The following is a 15,986-nucleotide window of genomic DNA, read 5'->3' as shown; positions in this document are numbered from 1 at the left end:
TTTCAGTCATCGTTTGTCGAAGTGTGAGGCAAGCATTTTTGATGCTGCAGAGGGCTTGATTGGGTAGTCCGAGAGAATACCCTTGAAGTCAGATTTCCCCTCCTCAATGATTTCAGCAATGCGACCCGTTTGATTTTCTGCTTGCCTTGTGGAGAACCTCATTTGAACGCACGTGCCACCAAACCCCCACGCGGGGTGCTCTGTTTGATAGCCACGAGCCAGAGTTAAACCGCTGTCTCCACTTATCATTCTGAAGGAGCCATGCTCAGAGCAGAACCTACTGGTGACATAGAGGCCGAAGCCTGAATTCCCCCAAAACTCGTCTTGTTCAAATCTTTCTTCTCGAGATACGCCCGAAACACCCGGAAGCAAAGCAAACTTAAGCGCTTCTCGGTTAGTCGAACAATCTATGTATTCGTTGTCATACAAAGTGTTCGCGATGCCGATACCATTATCACAGACAACAATTTCCGCCGTGTGTTGGCTTGGCCAGTGTTGTCCCATAACCACAAGACTACTTCCTTCGCTGTGCTCAGCGGAGTTTCTCATAATTTCGCGCAAGCAATATTCAAATAGATCGAAGGCAGCCCCTTCCGAGGCTTGGCAGAGGACTTGTGAGAGTTCTGACGAATAACTTGTGAGATATTTTCCAACAGGCTCATCCCCACGATCAGCGAGGATTTTCGAAATAGAAAAGGATCTAATTGGAGTGTAATTTTTAGATCCGGTAGCGGAATCTGGAGTATTTCCTAAAGCAAATCCCATGTAGTTAAAGAGACCAATATGTTGTGCATACCCTCCGAAGTTATTCTTAGGGTACTTTAGCAGAAACACTGTATTGTTAGATTTATCGACCATTTCCTTGAATTGGTTTGCGAGAAGTAGCATGGCGAAGGGCTCGCCATAGGAAGTCTCAGACATATCCAAGAGGAACTCGTCGTATTTATCTAGGAGAATCTTTCCTAGATTTAGATCGTAAATATGGCTCGCTAGTTTTAGGCTCCTAGGAGTCTTAATTGTCAATCTGCTCATGATTAATTGGTTCTATCTTTCAGCGGTGAGTATTGGGTTCTTAGGTTTGATAAATAAAGTCTAATTGAATAAAAAGCCCCACCAATCTGGCGGGGCTTTCTCTATGTCGTCAAGCGCTTGCGCTTATTTCTTCAGGATCGACGCCCCGGCGTATTCCGCCGTCGCGCCCAACTGTTCCTCGATGCGGATCAACTGGTTGTATTTCGCCATCCGGTCAGAGCGCGACATGGAGCCCGTTTTGATCTGGCCGCAGTTGGTGGCAACCGCAAGGTCCGCAATCGTCGCGTCTTCGGTCTCGCCGGAGCGGTGCGACATCACGTTGGTGTAGCGCGCGCGGTGGGCCATATCGACGGCTTTGAGGGTCTCGGAGAGGGAGCCGATCTGGTTCACTTTCACCAGCATGGAGTTCGCAACACCTTGTTCAATGCCGGAGGCCAGACGCTCCGGGTTGGTCACGAAGAGATCGTCGCCCACGAGCTGGACTTTATCGCCGAGTTTTTCGGTCAAAAGCTTCCAACCGGCCCAATCGTCCTCGGCCATGCCGTCTTCGATCGAGATGATCGGGTAGTCGTTGCAGAGCTCGACGAGGTAGTCGGCGTTTTCCTCGGACGTCAGCGATTTGCCTTCGCCCTTCATCTCGTATTTGCCGCCCTCGTAATATTCGGTCGAGGCGCAATCGAGCGCGAGGTAGATGTCTTCGCCCGGCTCGTAGCCCGCTTTCTTGATCGCGGCGAGGACGAAGTCCAGCGCTTCGCGGGTCGAGGAAATGTTCGGGGCAAAGCCGCCTTCGTCACCGATGCCGGTGTTGTAACCCGCAGCGGACAGCTCTTTTTTCAGCGTGTGGAACACCTCGGAGCCCATGCGGATCGCTTCTTTCACGCTGGTGGCGGAGACCGGCATGATCATGAATTCCTGAAAGTCGATCGGGTTGTCGGCATGCTCGCCGCCGTTGATGATGTTCATCATCGGGACCGGCAGAACGCGGGCCGAGGAGCCGCCGACATAGCGGTAAAGCGGCAGGGCGGAATAGTCGGCGGCGGCTTTCGCGCAGGCCAGCGAGACGCCGAGGATGGCGTTGGCGCCAAGGCGGCCTTTGTTCGGCGTGCCGTCCAGTTCGATCATTACGGCGTCGATGGCTTCCTGTTCGGTTGCGTCCATGCCAACGAGGGCTTCGGCGATCTCACCGTTCACGGCGGCGACGGCCTCGAGAACGCCTTTGCCCATGTAACGGGACTTGTCGCCGTCCCGTTTTTCCACGGCTTCGTGGGCGCCGGTCGAGGCACCCGAGGGCACGGCGGCGCGGCCCATGGTGCCGTCTTCGAGGATGACGTCCACTTCCACGGTCGGATTGCCGCGGCTGTCGAGAATTTCGCGACCGATGATGTCGATGATGGTGCTCATGGCTTAGTCCCTTTGCAATTTGGTTGGCGGGCCAGTCGGATGCCTGAATATCAGCCGGAACGGGCAGGTCAACAATGCATGCGCTAACATGGCGCGTCTCTTTGTCCGCAAGCCTGCGTAAAGCCGCGTCATGCAACGGTTTTGTGACGTTTGCTTCGGAAAGCGCCACGAAAAGCGCCACGCAAAAGCGTTGTCAGAGCCGGGGGGCCTCGAGATCGGCGGCCAGAGCCTCGCGATCCAGGCGCGCTCGCTTGCGCTCGCGCAGGAAGGTGTACAGCCCCGAGGCGATGATCAGGGCAGACCCCGCGAGCGTCATCAGATCAGGCCGCTCATGGAACACAAGCACGCCGCCGATCATGGTGAACACCAGACGCGAATAGCGGAATGGCGTCACTGCGGAGGCATCGCCAAGTCGCATGCCCGCGACGATCAGGGTATAGCCCGCAGCCCCGGCAAGGATCGCGATCAGGGTCTGAAAAGCCAGCGACAGGTCGGGGGCGACAGGGGCGGCGCCGGAAAGCCAGAGGTTCAGCAGGGCGGCGGGGATGACGGCAAGGAAGGCCTGAAAGGAGACGACCGTGGAGGGCACGGCAGCATCCATCACCCGGGTCATCAGGTCACGCGTGGTGATCGCCACCACGGCGATGAGCACCCAGAGTGCCTGCGGTTCGAACCCGGACATGCCGGGGCGGATGATCATCAGCACCCCGACAAAGCCAAGCGTGATGGCGCTCCAGCGTCGCCAGCCGACGCGTTCACCGAGAAACAGTGCAGCGCCCAACGTGACGGCCAGAGGCATCGACTGAAACACTGCGGCGACGGTGGAAATCTCGACCCGCGAGAGTGCGGTGACAAAGGCGACGGAGGCGACGGCCTCGGTCAAGGCGCGGATCAGGATCACTGGCCGCCAGTTGCGCGGCACGAAGACCGGATCGCCGCGCAAGAGTGCCCATGTCAGGAAAATCCCGACACTCACCACGGAGATGGCCAAAAGCACCTGCCCCACCGGCATGAAGCCGGAGAGATGTTTGATGAACATGTCTTCCACGGTGAAAAACGCCATGGAAGCGACGATCATGAGGATGGCGCGCAGATTGTGCATGGGGCTGTCCTTGAAATGCCTCCTTCCGCCATGCCCTGTGCGCGGCGTTCTGGCAATTGCGCAGAGCCGCAGACGGGGGATGCGGGAAAGCGCTCAGCCGGTCGCGATGAACCGACGCGGTTCGCTCCGTCGCAGATCCTTGGTGGTGCAGCGGACACAGAGTGTCTCAGGCATGAAGGCTCCGCTGCCGGGCTTCAAAGATGAATGCAGACCGGTTTGCTCCAGACTGCATGTGCACCCTGTCGCAACGGCCCCGGGGGGCGATTCATTTGAGCATCGACAACATCATTCCGTCGAACATGCGGTGCGGCAGGGTCCGGCGCAGGAGATAAAGCAGTTTCGAATACTTCCCGGCGCGGTAGACGGTCTTTGGTTTCACGTCTGAAATGGCACGGGAAATGACCTTCGAGATCACGGAAGGCGGCGAGCCGGGCGTCGCATTCGTATGGCGCAGCGCATCATAGAGCGGCTTGTAGGCCGGGGCTTTTTCGTTCCGATCCAATTCCTTGGCGAGTACGCCGGAAAACCCCGTGTCGATGAACCCGGGCGCGATCAGCACCATGAAGATGCCCTTGTCCTCGACCTCGAGGCGCATCGCGTTGGTGAAGCCTTCGACAAAGAATTTCGTGCCATGATACCAGGCACCCAAGGGGGTGTGGATTGTGCCGCCGATCGAGGAGATGTTGATGATCCGTCCGGATTTCTGTTTGCGCATCTGCGGCAAAACCAGTTGGGTCATGCGGGCGGGCCCGAGGATGTTGACCTCGATCTGATGGCGGGCCGTGTCCATGGAAATATCCTCGACCGCGCCATAGGTGGCAAAGCCCGCGTTGTTGATCAGAACGTCGATGCGGCCTTCGCTGTAGAGCAGCTCGTCCACCGCGTCGCACATCGAGTCGTCATCGCTCACATCGAGCGCGAGCACATGTCCTCCTGCCGCCCGGATCGGCTCCATCCTCTCGATGCGCCGCGCGCAGCCGTACACGATATGGCCCTGTTTCAGGAGATCGAGAGCAGTTTGAAGCCCGATGCCGGAGGACGCGCCGGTGACGAGAATGACTTTCGGGTCGGTGGATCTCGCAACGGGGGACGGGCTGGACATCGGATGGGCTTTCTTTGACTTGTGAAGGGGAGGTGTGCAATAAGTGACCATTGGTCATTTAATTAATGACCGACGGTCATTTGTAAAGCGCAAAGATCGAGCGAAAGAGAGGTAAAGGCCTATGTCTTTGGTCGAAAAAAAGAAAAGAGCGCGCACAAAGGCGGAAAAAACTGACCGCCGGTCATTTATATTGTCGGAAGCACGAGAGATGATCGACGAATCGGGGTTCGACGGGGTGACCATGGCGGGGCTTGCAAAACGTGCGGGGCTGGCCAAGGGGACGCTCTATCTCTACGTGAAAACCAAGGAAGAGCTGTTCGCGCAGCTCTTTGTCGAGGCGTTGACCGAGTATGTCTCGGCGGTGATCCCCTATCTCGAGGACGACGCGGCGCTGATCGACGCGATGATGCGGGAAGCACAGGCGGTGCCGCTGTTCCTGCCGCTGATGGCGCGGCTGACCACGATCATCGAGGCGAACCTGAGCGAGGAGACATTGATCGCCACCAAACGTGCGGTGGGCGGCGAGGGGATGCGGCTTGCGACCGAGATGGCCGTGGCGCGGGCGATGGGCAGCACGGAGGCGTTCGAGCTCGTCCATGCGCTGGTCGTCGCGCTTCAGGGCGCGGCGCAACTGGCGGTGCCGCGCCCGGCATTTTTCGACGATCTGCCCGAAGATGTCCGCGGGATCTACGAGCAATCCAATGCGGAGGTGGCTTTTACCACCACCGCGCGACTGATCCTCAAAGGGGCGCAGTGAGGGGCGTCTGAGGGCGTAAACCACCTGTCGGCAAAGCGTCGGCTTTGCGTCGGACTTTTGTCGGACCCCTTTTGAGACGCTTAGGACGTGGAAGGCGTGGAAAGGGGGACGAGACACAGGACTTTCTGAAACGGAAGCGCGTGGCGCAGAGGGAGCCGAAACAGAGCCGCGCGGACGTGGAAGAGTGGCGCGATGATCAGAAGACTGAGAGCGTGCAGAGAGGCCCGCCGACATAAGAAGGATGCGGGAAGAGGTCGGCTATACGAACCGAAAGATCACCTCAGAACACCAGTGCCCCTTCCATCATCCGAATGGCCTGCCCACCGATGGTGACGCTCCCGGCATCCACGGAAACGGTGATGCGCGAGGGGCGGCCCATGTCGTCGCCCTGATGGATCTCGAAGGACAAATCCTCTCTCGTCGCCTCAAACAGCAACCGCCCAAGTGCCGCCGCCGCCGATCCGGTGGCGGGGTCCTCGGGAATGTCGTCGAGCGGTGCGAACATGCGCAGATGCACGGTTTCTCCGTCACGCCAGTAAGGGGCCTGCGCGAAATCGAGCCCCATCGGATAGCGTGCATGGCCCGCACGGAAATGCGCGAGATCGGTGGCGATGCGCGACAGGGCTTCCCGCGTTGTCAGTTCGGTGAAGGTGAACGCCAGCCCCATGCCGGCCATGATCGGAGCGCTCTTGAAATCCGCCATCTCGAGCCCGAGCGCACTGGCGACCAGCGCCGCATCCGGATGCGCGAGAGTTTCGAGCGGCTGGCGGGCGGTGAACCGTGCGTTGCCGTTTTCGGCCTGCGCCGTGATCAGCCCGACCTTGAGTTCGAGGCGGAGATCGGGTCCATGGCCCATCTCGGAGAGCGCCACAGCGGCGCCGATGGTGGGATGACCGGCAAAGGGCACTTCCATCGTCGGCGTGAAAATCCGCAGACGCGCGGTGTTGGCCGAATCTTCCGGCGGATAAAGGAAGACCGTTTCGGAATAGTTGAATTCGCGGGCGATCTTTTGAAGCTGATCTTCCGGGAGAGAGGTGGCCTCCGGCACCACGGCCAGAGGATTGCCGCCAAACGGCCGGTCGGTGAAGACGTCATAGGTCAGATAGCGGGTCAAATCTTAAGCTCCGGTTCACGGCCCACACGTTTCGCCAGCGGCGCGACGGTCAGGCCCTGCACGATGATCGAGAAGACGACGATGACATAGGTGGCGGCAAGGATCACGGGTTTCCATTCGCTGTCCGGCAGGGAGAGGGCGAGGGCCACCGAGATGCCGCCCTTGAGCCCGCCCCATGTCATGATCGGCACCGCGCCGCGCGAAAACGGCGAGACATTGTGCAACAGCATTGCGGGGACGACGACGGAGATCAGCCGGGCGACGAGCGCCAGCACGATGGCGAAAGCGGCGGCCTTGATGGTGACCATGTCGAAGACCACGGCGAAGACCTCGAACCCGATCATCAGGAACAGGACGGCGTTGAGGATCTCGTCGACCATGGTCCAGAAGGCGGCGACATATTTGCGGGTCTCTTCCGACATGCCGTATTTCGTGCCGACATCGCCGATCAGAAGCCCGGCACAGACCGCCATGATCGGGGCGGAGACACCCAAGGCCACGGCAAGTTCGTAGCCACCAAATGCAAGGCCCAAAGTGATCAGCACTTCGAGCGAATAATCGTCGATCATGCGCATGACGCGGAAGGTGAGCCAACCGAGGACGAGACCCAGAACGGCGCCGCCCACGGCCTCGCGGAAAAACAGCTTGCCAACGACGAGCGCCATGTTGTCCTCTCCCCCCGTGCCGCCGTGCCCCGAGGACGTAGCACCGAAGGCAAGGCCGACGAGGATCAGATAGACCACGTAACCGACACCGTCGTTGAACAGGCTTTCGCCCGCGATTTTGGTCTCGAGGCTTTTCGGCAGGTTCGCGTCCTTGAGCACACCCAGAACCGCCACCGGATCGGTTGGCGAGATCAGCGCGCCGAAGGTCAGCGCGATCAAAAGAGGCATGCCGGTGAGCCAGGAAAACCCAATACCGACGACGGCTGTGGACAGCGCCACGCCGAGCGTCGCCATGAGGATGACGGGGAGCCACTGGTCCTTGAGGTCTTCGAGTTTGACATGCAGCGCGCCCGCGAAGAGCAAGAGGCCGAGCATGCCCTCCAGAAGCGTGTCGGTGAAATCGAAGGCCTGCACCGTGGCGCGGATTTCCTCTTCGAACACGGTGTTGGGAAACAGGAAATCGACGCCGATGATCGCCAGAGAGGTGACCAGCGAGACAACGAGAATGCCGATGGTGCTGGGCAGACGCAGGAACAGGTAGTTGATCGCACCGAAGGCGCCGGCGAGGACGATCAGCAGGGAGGCGAGTTGCAAAACGGTCATGGCAATGGCTCACGGGAAGGATAATCCCGCCCTGTGTAGCACTCTGACGCGTCAGGAAAAGGGGAGACTGCGACGGTCAGGGCGCAGGCAGGCGCAGATCGGCCCAGACCGGCAGGTGATCGGAGGCGCGCTGCGACAGCACGGTCTGCACGACGCCCGCGTCACGCATCTCGATCCGGTCGGAAAACGCGATGCGGTCGAGCGCGGCCATCGGGCGGTTGGCGTGGAAGGAGCGACCCGGCGCGGTGATCTCGAAGGCGTCTTTCAGCGGATCGAGGCCCTGCGTTTGGGACCATTCGTTGAAATCGCCGAGGATCACGGTCGGTCGGGCATCGAGGGCGTCGAGATGGGCGCGGATGGCGTGGAGTTGCTTTTGCCTGAAACTGCGCAAGAGCCCCAGATGCACGCCGACGACGCGCAGGTCCGGCAGATCGACGGCCACCGCGCCGCGCGGCTCGAGCCCCGGCAGGTCGAGACGATGCACGGCCTCGACGGTGGCGCTTTTGCGCACGAGAATGGCGTTGCCGTGCCAGCCGACGGAGACGGGCGAGGTGTTGACGGGCAGGGCGATGAAATCGGTGTGGCTCTCGATCATCCGCGCGGGCAGGGCGGCGGGGCGGGGGCCAAGGCGCAGGTCGGCTTCTTGCAGGGCCACCACATCGGCGCCGATGCCGTTGATCACGTCGAGGATGCGACCGGGCGCGCGCCGACCGTCCGTGCCGCGACATTTGCGCAGGTTATAGGAGGCCAGCCTCAGAGCGCCTGTTTCCACTTTGGGTTGCATGCGGTTAAGATAGGTGCACAATGTCGGCATTTCACCCCCGGTAGAGGCCAGATGCGTCAGTTTTTCCGCACATTTCGTCAAGAGCCGATCGTTATGCGGCTGGTGTGGCTGGCGCTGCTTTCGGAATTCGTCGTCTCATTGGTGACGGGCCCCTATTCGACGGCCTTCATCGCGCTGGGCACTTTCGGGCTGACGCTTTTGCCCATGGCCTTCGCGCGGCGGTTCCGGATCTACATCCCGCGCAGCTTCATGGCCGGGATCGTGCTGTTTCTCTTCGCCACGCTGTTTCTCGGCGAGGTGGACGATTTCTACTATCGCTACTGGTGGTGGGATGTGGTGCTGCACGGCGGCTCGGCGCTGGGCTTCGGTCTTGTCGGGTTCGTGGCGATCTTCATGCTGTTTCAGGGCGACCGCTATGCCGCACCGCCCTGGGCGATGGGATTGTTTGCCTTTAGCTTTGCCATGTCGATCGGTGCGCTCTGGGAGATTTTCGAATATTCCATGGACCAGATGTTCGGCACCAACATGCAGAAATCCGGGCTTCAGGATACGATGTGGGATCTGATCGTCGATGCGGGCGGCGGGCTGATCGGAGCACTGTCCGGGGTGATCTATCTCAAACGCGACCGGCGCGCGCCTTTCGCCGGGCTGATCCGTGATTTTATCCAGCGCAATGGAAAATTTTTCACGAAATATCGGGACAAATAAGCCCCAGGGAGGCCCTCATGTCAGTACGTATTGCGGTTCGCTGGAACGCCTGGGAGGCGGAGGGAATGGAGCATTGCCATCTTCTGGTCGATGCTCAGGGCGCGGTGCTCACTGCGGCGCTGAGCGGCGGGCAGTCTCCGGCCTATGCGGCGCAATACATGGTCGCGGCCGATGCGGCGTTTCACACCCGTGAAGTCTGGGTCAGATACGTCGGCGGGCCTGAGCTTCATGTGACGAGTGACGGAGAGGGCCATTGGCGTGACACGACGCGGGACGAGGCGCTGCCGGCGCTTGCGGGCTGTCTCGATGTCGACATCGCCGTGACCCCCGCGACGAACATGCTGCCGATCCGGCGTCTCGGACTGGCCGAGGGAGAGAGCCGGGAGATCGAGGTGGCCTATGTGCCGCCGCCGGGGGAGGGCGTCGGGCGCTTCCTGCCGCGCAAGGTGGCGCAGCGCTACACCTGCCTCGGTCCGGAGCGGTATCTCTATGAAGGACTCTCCAGCGGGTTTGCCGCCGAGATCGAGGTCGATGAGCACGGGTTGGTGCGCGACTATCCCGGCGTGTTTCGCCGGGCGTGACGCTCAGGTGCCGCAGAAGGTCATGTGCACCATCTGATCCTCGCGCGGTGGCAGTCCCAGATCGCGATCCGCCTCCGCAAGATCGAACGGGTGCGACAGCACCTCTGCGAGACGTTTCGCCTTGCTGTCATCGCCCGCAAGAGACGCCTGAATCGCCTCTTCGATGCGATGATTGCGCGGGATGACGGCGGGGGTGGCCTTGGCGGCGATGTCCTGCCAGTCGGGGCTGCGGCGCGCCTGCCAGCGTGCGGACCAGTCGTCGAATATCTCCCGGTCCAGCATCCAGTCGCGCGCGGAACCGTCGAGCAAGCCGCGGAAGGTATTGGTGAAATCCGCGCCGTCCTTGGCCATCATCCCGAGCAGATCCTGGATCAGGGGCAAATCGTCTTCGCGGGCATCCGCAATGCCGAGCTTGGCTCCGAAGACCTTACGCCATTCCGCCTGATAGAGACCGGGGAAGGAATTCAGCACCTCGGTCAGCGCATCAATCGCCTGTTGCTGTCCGCCAAGCTCGTCTTCGAGCTGCGGCACGAAACAGGAGCCGAGCTGGGCGAGGTTCCAATGCGCCATGCTCGGCTGTTGCTCATAGGCATAGCGCCCATGGGTGTCGATGGAACTGTAGACCGCTTTTGGACTGTAGCCGTCGATGAAGGCGCAGGGACCGAAGTCGATGGTTTCGCCGGAGACGGCCATATTGTCGGTGTTCATCACGCCGTGGACAAAGCCGAGGCCCATCCATGTGGCGATGAGCCGTGCCTGTGCGCGCACCACCTCCTGATAGAACTCAATCGTATTCGTGGCCTGCGGGAAATGCCGGGCGCGAGCGTGGTCGGTCAGGAGGCGGACCGCCTCATAATCCTCGCGGGCGGTGAAATACTGAAACGTGCCGACGCGGATATGCGAGGCCGCAACGCGCACCAGAAGGCCGCCGGGATAGGCGCGCTCGCGCTGAACCCGCCCGCCGGTTCTGACGGCGGCCAAGGCGCGGGTCGTGGGAACGCCCACGGCATGCATGAATTCGCTGACGATATACTCGCGCAGCACCGGCCCGATCCACGCCCGGCCGTCGCCATTGCGCGAATAGGGTGTGCGCCCCGCGCCTTTGAGATGAATGTCGAACCGCCCCTTGTCCGTGACCACCTCGCCCAGCATCACCGCGCGGCCGTCGCCAAGCTGCGGCGACCAGTTGCCGAACTGATGACCGCCGTAAACCTGCGCAATCGGATCGGCGCCGTCGGGAATGACATTGCCCGCGCAAATCTCCGCATCCCAATCGGCGACGCCCAAATGCGCCGCGAGATCGGCGTTCCAAAGCACCATTTCGGGCGCAGGTGCGCGCTCCGGCGCGATGCGGGTGAAGAAACGATCGGGCAGGCGGACGTAGGAATTGTCGAATTGGGTCATGGGGCTTATCTAGTCCGTTTCCTTTGCTGTCCAAATACTCGGCAGGTCAGGCCAAACGTCGCACCCTCTCGGTCAGAAGCGCAAAGAAGCCTTCCGCATCGGCCTCATTCATGAACATCGCATTTGCGGGCCGGTCGGTCACGCCCCACCAATCCGCAACGGTCATGCCGCGCGTCAGATCGGATTTGGTCTCGATCTCGACATTGATCAGGCGACCGGAGAACAGCTCGGGCCGGATCAGCCAGGCGATCACGGTCGGATCGTGCAGCGGGCCGCCTTCGGAGCCGTATTTCTCGATGTCGAACCGCTCGAAGAAATCGAGCCAGCCCGCGACCACATCGCCGAGATGGTTGCCGAAGTCCTTGAAGACCTGCAAACGCGGTGCGGTGACCAGCACCTTATGCGTCACGTCCAAGGGCATGACGGTGAGTTTGACGCCGGATTTGAACACGATTTCGGCGGCTTCCGGGTCGACATAGATGTTGAATTCGGCGGCGGGGGTGATGTTGCCCACTTCGAAATAGGCCCCGCCCATGAGCACCACTTCCTGCACTCGCGCGACGATGTCGGGGGCTTTCTCAAACGCGGTCGCGATGTTGGTGAGCGGCCCCATGGGGCAGAGCGTCACCGTGCCGGAGGGCTCCGAGCGCAGCGTTTCGATGATGAAATCGACGCCGTGTTGCGCCTGCAACGGCATGGTCGGGACGGGCAGTTCGATGCCATCGAGCCCGGTCTTGCCATGGACATGTTCGGCGGTCACGAGCGTATGTGCGAGGGGGCGGTCACAGCCCGCGAAGACCTTGACGTCGGGCCGCCCGGCCACTTCGCAGATCTTGCGGGCATTTTCCGAGGTCCGCGCAATCGGCACGTTTCCGGCGACGGCGGTGATGCCCAGAAGGTCGATCTCTTCGGGCGAGCCGAGCGCCAGAAGGATCGCCATGGCGTCGTCCTGGCCGGGGTCGGTGTCGATGATGATCTTGCGGGGAAATCCGGACATATGCGCGCCTCACTTTTGATTTGAGGCCAAGATGGTCCGGGTTTCTGCTTTTGTCAAAGCGGTTCGGGGCCGTTCAGCGGCGCACCTGACGTGCGCCGTCCGCACCCTTGACGATGATGGTGCGAATGCCTGCGATGGCGTCAAAAGACAGCGAACGCGCGGCGGTGATCCTGCGCTGGGCGCTTGTGCCGGCAGGGGCGGCACCTTCTGGGGTGCGCAGGCGGAATTCGAGCACCAGCGTGTCGGCGCGCTCCGAGGCCACGGGCACCAGTTCGGCATCGAAATAGCCGGTGGAGGGCAGGGCGGCGGTGGCGGTCACGATGGCGCCGGAGGCGGATTGCACGACCTGAACGTCGCTGATCGTGGGGGCGAGCGGCCGGGTGTCGACGAAGACCGGGTAGCCTTTGCGCGGGGCGAGGGATTTTATCGTCACGACCTGCTGGCCGTTCGCATCGACCGCGACGGGTTCGGATTTTCCGAACCAGTTGAGCGGGTTGAACCGCGACTCTTTCACCGTGGCGCAGCCCGCCAGAAGCGACAGAACCAGCCCTGAAATGATCACCTGACGCCGCATCGGCCTCTCCCTTTCACGTCCACGTCCAAAGGGCTACCCGAAAAGCGGCAGGTTGAAAAGGGCAGGTTGCTGTGCTGGACCTTTTCCGGGTGAGCGCGTAAGGATTTGCGGGACGACAGGAGCGGTTCAAGGAGTGGATCATGGCGCGCGAAGAGTTTGAAGAGATTGTCGAAGCCTTCGAGTTTCTCGACGATTGGGAAGACCGCTATCGCCATGTGATCGAGATGGGCAAGGCCTTTCCGCCGCTGGACGACGCCTTCAAAGTGCCTGCGACCAAGGTCGAGGGCTGTGCCTCGCAGGTGTGGTTGGTGCCAACCATCGAGGATGGCAAGTTCGAGTTTCAGGGCGCGTCGGATGCGATGATCGTGCAGGGGCTGATCGCGATCCTGCATGAGTTGTTCGCTGGGCTGACGGTCAAGGAGGTTCTGGCGACGGACGCCCATGCGGAACTGGCGCGGCTCGGGCTTGACGAGCACCTGTCTTCGCAGCGCTCGAACGGCTTGCGGGCGATGGTGCAACGCATCATGGAGACGGCGGAGCGAGCGGTCTGAGCCGAAGGCGGAGAGCGACCCTGACGCCGTTTTCGAGTATTTTGCAGCAAAGGAAACGCTGGGTTCGGGACGTCGTCAGGTGCGCAGGAAGCGGTCCAGATCGCCATAGCCGGTGAAACGGCGCTCAAGAGGCAGTTCAAGCCGTGCGGCGCAGGTTTTGGCGATTTCGGTGAGGGCCGGATCGTCGGTTTGCGCCAGATAGACGAGTTTCTCGTAATTGCCGAAATAGGCGTGAAGCAGGTCCGGGTAGCGGTCGAGGCCCAAGGGTTTCCAGACGAAAGCGTCGAACTGGCGCGCGAGGAAATCGGTGAGGTAATAGGTCGTGGGCTCGTCGCGGTCAGGAAATTGGTCCATCCCGTCGAAAAACGCATAGCAATGCGGGGCGTCGATCATGGTGACGCCCTTTTTGTCGCACAACGCCTGTAACAGCCCGCCGGTGCCGCAATCGCCATAGGCGATGAGGATGCGGTCGTAATCCGCACGGTGTTCGTCAATCGCGCGCTCAATGGCGGCGGGGATTTTCGACGGATCGTTGTGCAGGATGGCGGGCAGGCAGGTGAGCGTCAGGTGATCCAGACCGTTGAGCCGGATGATCGCCAAGACCTCACGCGCCAGCGCACCACAGGCGATGACGAGGGTCTTGCCTGTGCCGGTCTGTGCGAAGCCCCGATCGCGCAGGTTTGCATCGGTCAGGGCCTCGCCGCTTATCCGGGAGATGTCGCTCACAGCTGATTGTGCCGGGCATGCACGAGTTTTTTCGCGGTTTCCACGGCAATCGCCGCATCGTCGCAATAGGCGTCCGCGCCGATGGCCCGGCCGAATTCCTCGTTCAGAGGCGCGCCGCCGCAGAGCACGATATATTTGTCGCGCAGGCCCTTTTCGCTCAAGCTTTCGATGACGGTTTTCATATAGGGCATGGTCGTGGTCAAAAGCGCCGACATGCCGATGATGTCCGCGCCTTCGCGCTCGGCGGTGCCGATGTAGTTTTCAGCCTCGGTGTTGATGCCGAGGTCGATGATTTCGAAACCCGCGCCCTCCATCATCATCGCAACAAGGTTCTTGCCGATGTCGTGGATGTCGCCTTTGACGGTGCCGATGACCATCTTGCCCATTTTCGGCGCGCCGGTTTCGACGAGAAGCGGTTTCAGGATCGCCATGCCGCCCTTCATTGCCTGAGCGGCGCGCAGCACTTCGGGGACGAAAAGGATGCCGTCACGGAAATCGTCGCCGACGATGGCCATGCCGGGCACCAAAGCCTTGGTCAGGATGTCATAGGGCGTCCATTTGCGGTCGAGCAAGATGGTGACGCCTTCTTCGATCTCGTCCTTGAGACCGTCGTAGAGGTCGTCCATCATCTGTTCGGTCAGCTCGCCGTCATCGAGTTCAGAGAGGATCAGATCGTCTTCATCAGACATGGGCGTTTCCTTTCATCAGGCAAATCGTGCCGGTCGCGTTCAGGCGCTCTTGGCAAATGTTCTCATTTTGTTCTAGTGTCGCAGCATGAGCCACGAATCCACGTTTTTCTTTTCCGACACGCTCCCGCTCGGCCTTGTGCCGAAAGCGCGGGGGGCGGGGTCGAATGCCTCCGGCCGGTTCGAACGGCTGGCGCGCGAGACCTTTCTCGACGGCTGGGACGCGGAGGTCGAGGCGAAGACTTTGGGCACCACCACGGTGGACGAGCGCCCGAAGAAGATCATCACCCGCAACGACAGTCCCGACATTCCGTTCGACCGCTCGATCAACCCGTATCGGGGCTGTGAGCATGGCTGTTCCTATTGTTTCGCCCGGCCCACGCATGCCTATCTTGGCCTGTCCGCCGGTCTCGATTTCGAAACCCGGCTGACTCGGAAGGTTGGCGCGGCGGAGGTTCTGGCCCGCGAACTCTCGGCCAAGGGATACGAGGTTGCGCCCATCGCTATGGGCACGAACACCGATCCCTATCAGCCCATTGAGGCGCGCGACCGGATCATGCGCGGCATTCTGGAGGTGCTGCGCGATCACAATCACCCGCTGACGATCACCACCAAGGGCACGCTCATCGAGCGCGACATCGACATTCTGGCGCCCATGGCCCGCAAGGGATTGGTGCAGGTGGGGATTTCGATCACCACGCTCGGCTCGCGCCTGTCGCGGCAGATGGAACCCCGCGCGCCGGTGCCCGCGCGGCGTCTCAAGACCATCCGCGCCTTGAGCGATGCGGGCATTCCGACCCATGTCATGGCGGCCCCGATGATCCCGGCGCTGACCGATCACGAGCTGGAGGCGATCCTGACGGCAGCGGCGGCACATGGTGCGCGCAGTGCGGCCTTCATCATGTTGCGGCTGCCTTTGGAGGTCGCGCCCCTGTTTGAAGAGTGGCTTGAAACCCATGTGCCGGATCGCGCCAAACGGGTGATGAACCGGGTGCGCGAGTTGCGCGGCGGCAAGCTCAACGATCCGCGCTTCGGCAAGCGGATGAAGGGCGAGGGCGAATGGGCGGAGCTGATGGCCAAACGCTTTGAGATCGCGCTCACCCGCACCGGGCTTGCGCGAAAGGGGCCGGGTCTCAGGACCGACCTCTTTGCCGTGCCGCCGAAACCGGGCGACCAGCTCTCTCTGTTTTGACCGCAGA

Annotated in this window: 17 protein-coding genes; 5 read left to right on the top strand and 12 right to left on the bottom strand. The window is 61.2% G+C overall.

Translation table 11 applies throughout. The features are described 5' to 3' along the window. Positions 1-6: 6 nt before the first annotated feature. The 4 genes from CEW89_RS06235 to CEW89_RS06220 all read right to left on the bottom strand — a co-directional run bounded on the left by CEW89_RS06235 (position 7) and on the right by CEW89_RS06220 (position 4,637). Positions 7-1,032 (bottom strand): ATP-binding protein, encoded by a 1,026-nt coding sequence (locus tag CEW89_RS06235; RefSeq protein WP_096805311.1) that lies wholly within the window; start codon positions 1,030-1,032, stop codon positions 7-9. Positions 1,033-1,155: 123 nt separating this feature from the next. After that, complete coding sequence (gene eno / locus CEW89_RS06230; RefSeq protein ID WP_096805310.1) at positions 1,156-2,433, bottom strand: phosphopyruvate hydratase; 1,278 nt, start codon at positions 2,431-2,433, stop codon at positions 1,156-1,158. Between the two features lie 193 nt (positions 2,434-2,626). After that, positions 2,627-3,535: a DMT family transporter gene (locus CEW89_RS06225; RefSeq protein WP_096805309.1), complete on the bottom strand. Its 909-nt coding sequence runs from the start codon at positions 3,533-3,535 to the stop codon at positions 2,627-2,629. 265 nt (positions 3,536-3,800) lie between these two features. Next, the gene (locus CEW89_RS06220) at positions 3,801-4,637 is read right to left on the bottom strand and encodes an oxidoreductase (protein ID WP_096805308.1); all 837 of its coding nucleotides are present in this window, start codon (positions 4,635-4,637) and stop codon (positions 3,801-3,803) included. A 121-nt stretch (positions 4,638-4,758) separates the two neighbouring features. Between CEW89_RS06220 and CEW89_RS06215 the strand changes: the two genes are divergently transcribed. Next, positions 4,759-5,394, top strand: a complete 636-nt coding sequence (locus tag CEW89_RS06215; protein ID WP_096805307.1) for a TetR/AcrR family transcriptional regulator — start codon at positions 4,759-4,761, stop codon at positions 5,392-5,394. A gap of 280 nt (positions 5,395-5,674) precedes the next feature. Here CEW89_RS06215 and CEW89_RS06210 read toward each other — a convergent pair whose 3' ends face one another. The 3 genes from CEW89_RS06210 to CEW89_RS06200 form a co-directional block, all read right to left on the bottom strand. Further along, a complete protein-coding gene (locus CEW89_RS06210; RefSeq protein ID WP_096805306.1) occupies positions 5,675-6,508 on the bottom strand; it encodes a PhzF family phenazine biosynthesis protein in 834 nt (277 codons plus the stop codon). After that, positions 6,505-7,776 carry a cation:proton antiporter gene (locus CEW89_RS06205; protein ID WP_096805305.1) on the bottom strand — a complete coding sequence of 424 codons (1,272 nt, stop codon included), beginning with the start codon at positions 7,774-7,776 and terminating at the stop codon, positions 6,505-6,507. Before CEW89_RS06205 ends, CEW89_RS06210 begins: the two co-directional genes overlap by 4 nt. A gap of 76 nt (positions 7,777-7,852) precedes the next feature. Further along, complete coding sequence (locus tag CEW89_RS06200; protein WP_096805304.1) at positions 7,853-8,560, bottom strand: endonuclease/exonuclease/phosphatase family protein; 708 nt, start codon at positions 8,558-8,560, stop codon at positions 7,853-7,855. A gap of 93 nt (positions 8,561-8,653) precedes the next feature. Between CEW89_RS06200 and CEW89_RS06195 the strand changes: the two genes are divergently transcribed. Further along, positions 8,654-9,268 (top strand): DUF2238 domain-containing protein, encoded by a 615-nt coding sequence (locus tag CEW89_RS06195; RefSeq protein WP_238379806.1) that lies wholly within the window; start codon positions 8,654-8,656, stop codon positions 9,266-9,268. 17 nt (positions 9,269-9,285) lie between these two features. Next, positions 9,286-9,849, top strand: a complete 564-nt coding sequence (locus CEW89_RS06190; RefSeq protein ID WP_066710642.1) for a putative glycolipid-binding domain-containing protein — start codon at positions 9,286-9,288, stop codon at positions 9,847-9,849. Positions 9,850-9,852: 3 nt separating this feature from the next. On the opposite strand, the gene CEW89_RS06185 is transcribed toward CEW89_RS06190, so the two are convergent. The 3 genes from CEW89_RS06185 to CEW89_RS06175 form a co-directional block, all read right to left on the bottom strand. Continuing rightward, entirely contained in the window at positions 9,853-11,253 is a 1,401-nt protein-coding gene (locus tag CEW89_RS06185; RefSeq protein WP_096805303.1) for a protein adenylyltransferase SelO, read from the bottom strand. 46 nt (positions 11,254-11,299) lie between these two features. Beyond that, a complete protein-coding gene (locus CEW89_RS06180) occupies positions 11,300-12,250 on the bottom strand; it encodes a nucleoside hydrolase (protein WP_096805302.1) in 951 nt (316 codons plus the stop codon). A 73-nt stretch (positions 12,251-12,323) separates the two neighbouring features. Next, positions 12,324-12,824 (bottom strand): hypothetical protein, encoded by a 501-nt coding sequence (locus CEW89_RS06175; RefSeq protein WP_096805301.1) that lies wholly within the window; start codon positions 12,822-12,824, stop codon positions 12,324-12,326. A 140-nt stretch (positions 12,825-12,964) separates the two neighbouring features. On the opposite strand from CEW89_RS06175, the gene CEW89_RS06170 reads away from it, so the two are divergent. Continuing rightward, positions 12,965-13,375 (top strand): SufE family protein, encoded by a 411-nt coding sequence (locus CEW89_RS06170; RefSeq protein ID WP_096805300.1) that lies wholly within the window; start codon positions 12,965-12,967, stop codon positions 13,373-13,375. 75 nt (positions 13,376-13,450) lie between these two features. Here CEW89_RS06170 and CEW89_RS06165 read toward each other — a convergent pair whose 3' ends face one another. Further along, positions 13,451-14,101: a DUF1638 domain-containing protein gene (locus tag CEW89_RS06165; protein WP_425321023.1), complete on the bottom strand. Its 651-nt coding sequence runs from the start codon at positions 14,099-14,101 to the stop codon at positions 13,451-13,453. Next, positions 14,098-14,790, bottom strand: a complete 693-nt coding sequence (locus tag CEW89_RS06160) for a corrinoid protein (protein ID WP_096805299.1) — start codon at positions 14,788-14,790, stop codon at positions 14,098-14,100. The genes CEW89_RS06165 and CEW89_RS06160 overlap by 4 nt, the downstream gene beginning before the upstream one ends. A gap of 85 nt (positions 14,791-14,875) precedes the next feature. Here CEW89_RS06160 and CEW89_RS06155 point away from each other — a divergent pair, with 85 nt between their 5' ends. Continuing rightward, on the top strand, positions 14,876-15,979 hold the full coding sequence (locus CEW89_RS06155; RefSeq protein WP_096805298.1) for a PA0069 family radical SAM protein: 1,104 nt from the start codon (positions 14,876-14,878) through the stop codon (positions 15,977-15,979). Positions 15,980-15,986: the final 7 nt, after the last annotated feature.

Origin of the sequence: Celeribacter ethanolicus (assembly GCF_002407265.1) — a bacterium.
GTDB classification, from domain to species: domain Bacteria; phylum Pseudomonadota; class Alphaproteobacteria; order Rhodobacterales; family Rhodobacteraceae; genus Celeribacter; species Celeribacter ethanolicus.
The sequence above is the reverse complement of the archived record's forward strand: the minus strand, read 5'-3'. Positions and strand labels throughout refer to the sequence as shown.

Coding starts and splice junctions, on each gene's coding strand:
- CEW89_RS06235 (WP_096805311.1), bottom strand. CDS start 1,032: ATGAGCAGATTGACAATTAAGACTCCTAGGAGCCTAAAACTAGCGAGC.
- eno (WP_096805310.1), bottom strand. CDS start 2,433: ATGAGCACCATCATCGACATCATCGGTCGCGAAATTCTCGACAGCCGC.
- CEW89_RS06225 (WP_096805309.1), bottom strand. CDS start 3,535: ATGCACAATCTGCGCGCCATCCTCATGATCGTCGCTTCCATGGCGTTT.
- CEW89_RS06220 (WP_096805308.1), bottom strand. CDS start 4,637: ATGTCCAGCCCGTCCCCCGTTGCGAGATCCACCGACCCGAAAGTCATT.
- CEW89_RS06215 (WP_096805307.1), top strand. CDS start 4,759: ATGTCTTTGGTCGAAAAAAAGAAAAGAGCGCGCACAAAGGCGGAAAAA.
- CEW89_RS06205 (WP_096805305.1), bottom strand. CDS start 7,776: ATGACCGTTTTGCAACTCGCCTCCCTGCTGATCGTCCTCGCCGGCGCC.
- CEW89_RS06200 (WP_096805304.1), bottom strand. CDS start 8,560: ATGCAACCCAAAGTGGAAACAGGCGCTCTGAGGCTGGCCTCCTATAAC.
- CEW89_RS06195 (WP_238379806.1), top strand. CDS start 8,654: ATGCGGCTGGTGTGGCTGGCGCTGCTTTCGGAATTCGTCGTCTCATTG.
- CEW89_RS06190 (WP_066710642.1), top strand. CDS start 9,286: ATGTCAGTACGTATTGCGGTTCGCTGGAACGCCTGGGAGGCGGAGGGA.
- CEW89_RS06185 (WP_096805303.1), bottom strand. CDS start 11,253: ATGACCCAATTCGACAATTCCTACGTCCGCCTGCCCGATCGTTTCTTC.
- CEW89_RS06180 (WP_096805302.1), bottom strand. CDS start 12,250: ATGTCCGGATTTCCCCGCAAGATCATCATCGACACCGACCCCGGCCAG.
- CEW89_RS06175 (WP_096805301.1), bottom strand. CDS start 12,824: ATGCGGCGTCAGGTGATCATTTCAGGGCTGGTTCTGTCGCTTCTGGCG.
- CEW89_RS06170 (WP_096805300.1), top strand. CDS start 12,965: ATGGCGCGCGAAGAGTTTGAAGAGATTGTCGAAGCCTTCGAGTTTCTC.
- CEW89_RS06160 (WP_096805299.1), bottom strand. CDS start 14,790: ATGTCTGATGAAGACGATCTGATCCTCTCTGAACTCGATGACGGCGAG.
- CEW89_RS06155 (WP_096805298.1), top strand. CDS start 14,876: ATGAGCCACGAATCCACGTTTTTCTTTTCCGACACGCTCCCGCTCGGC.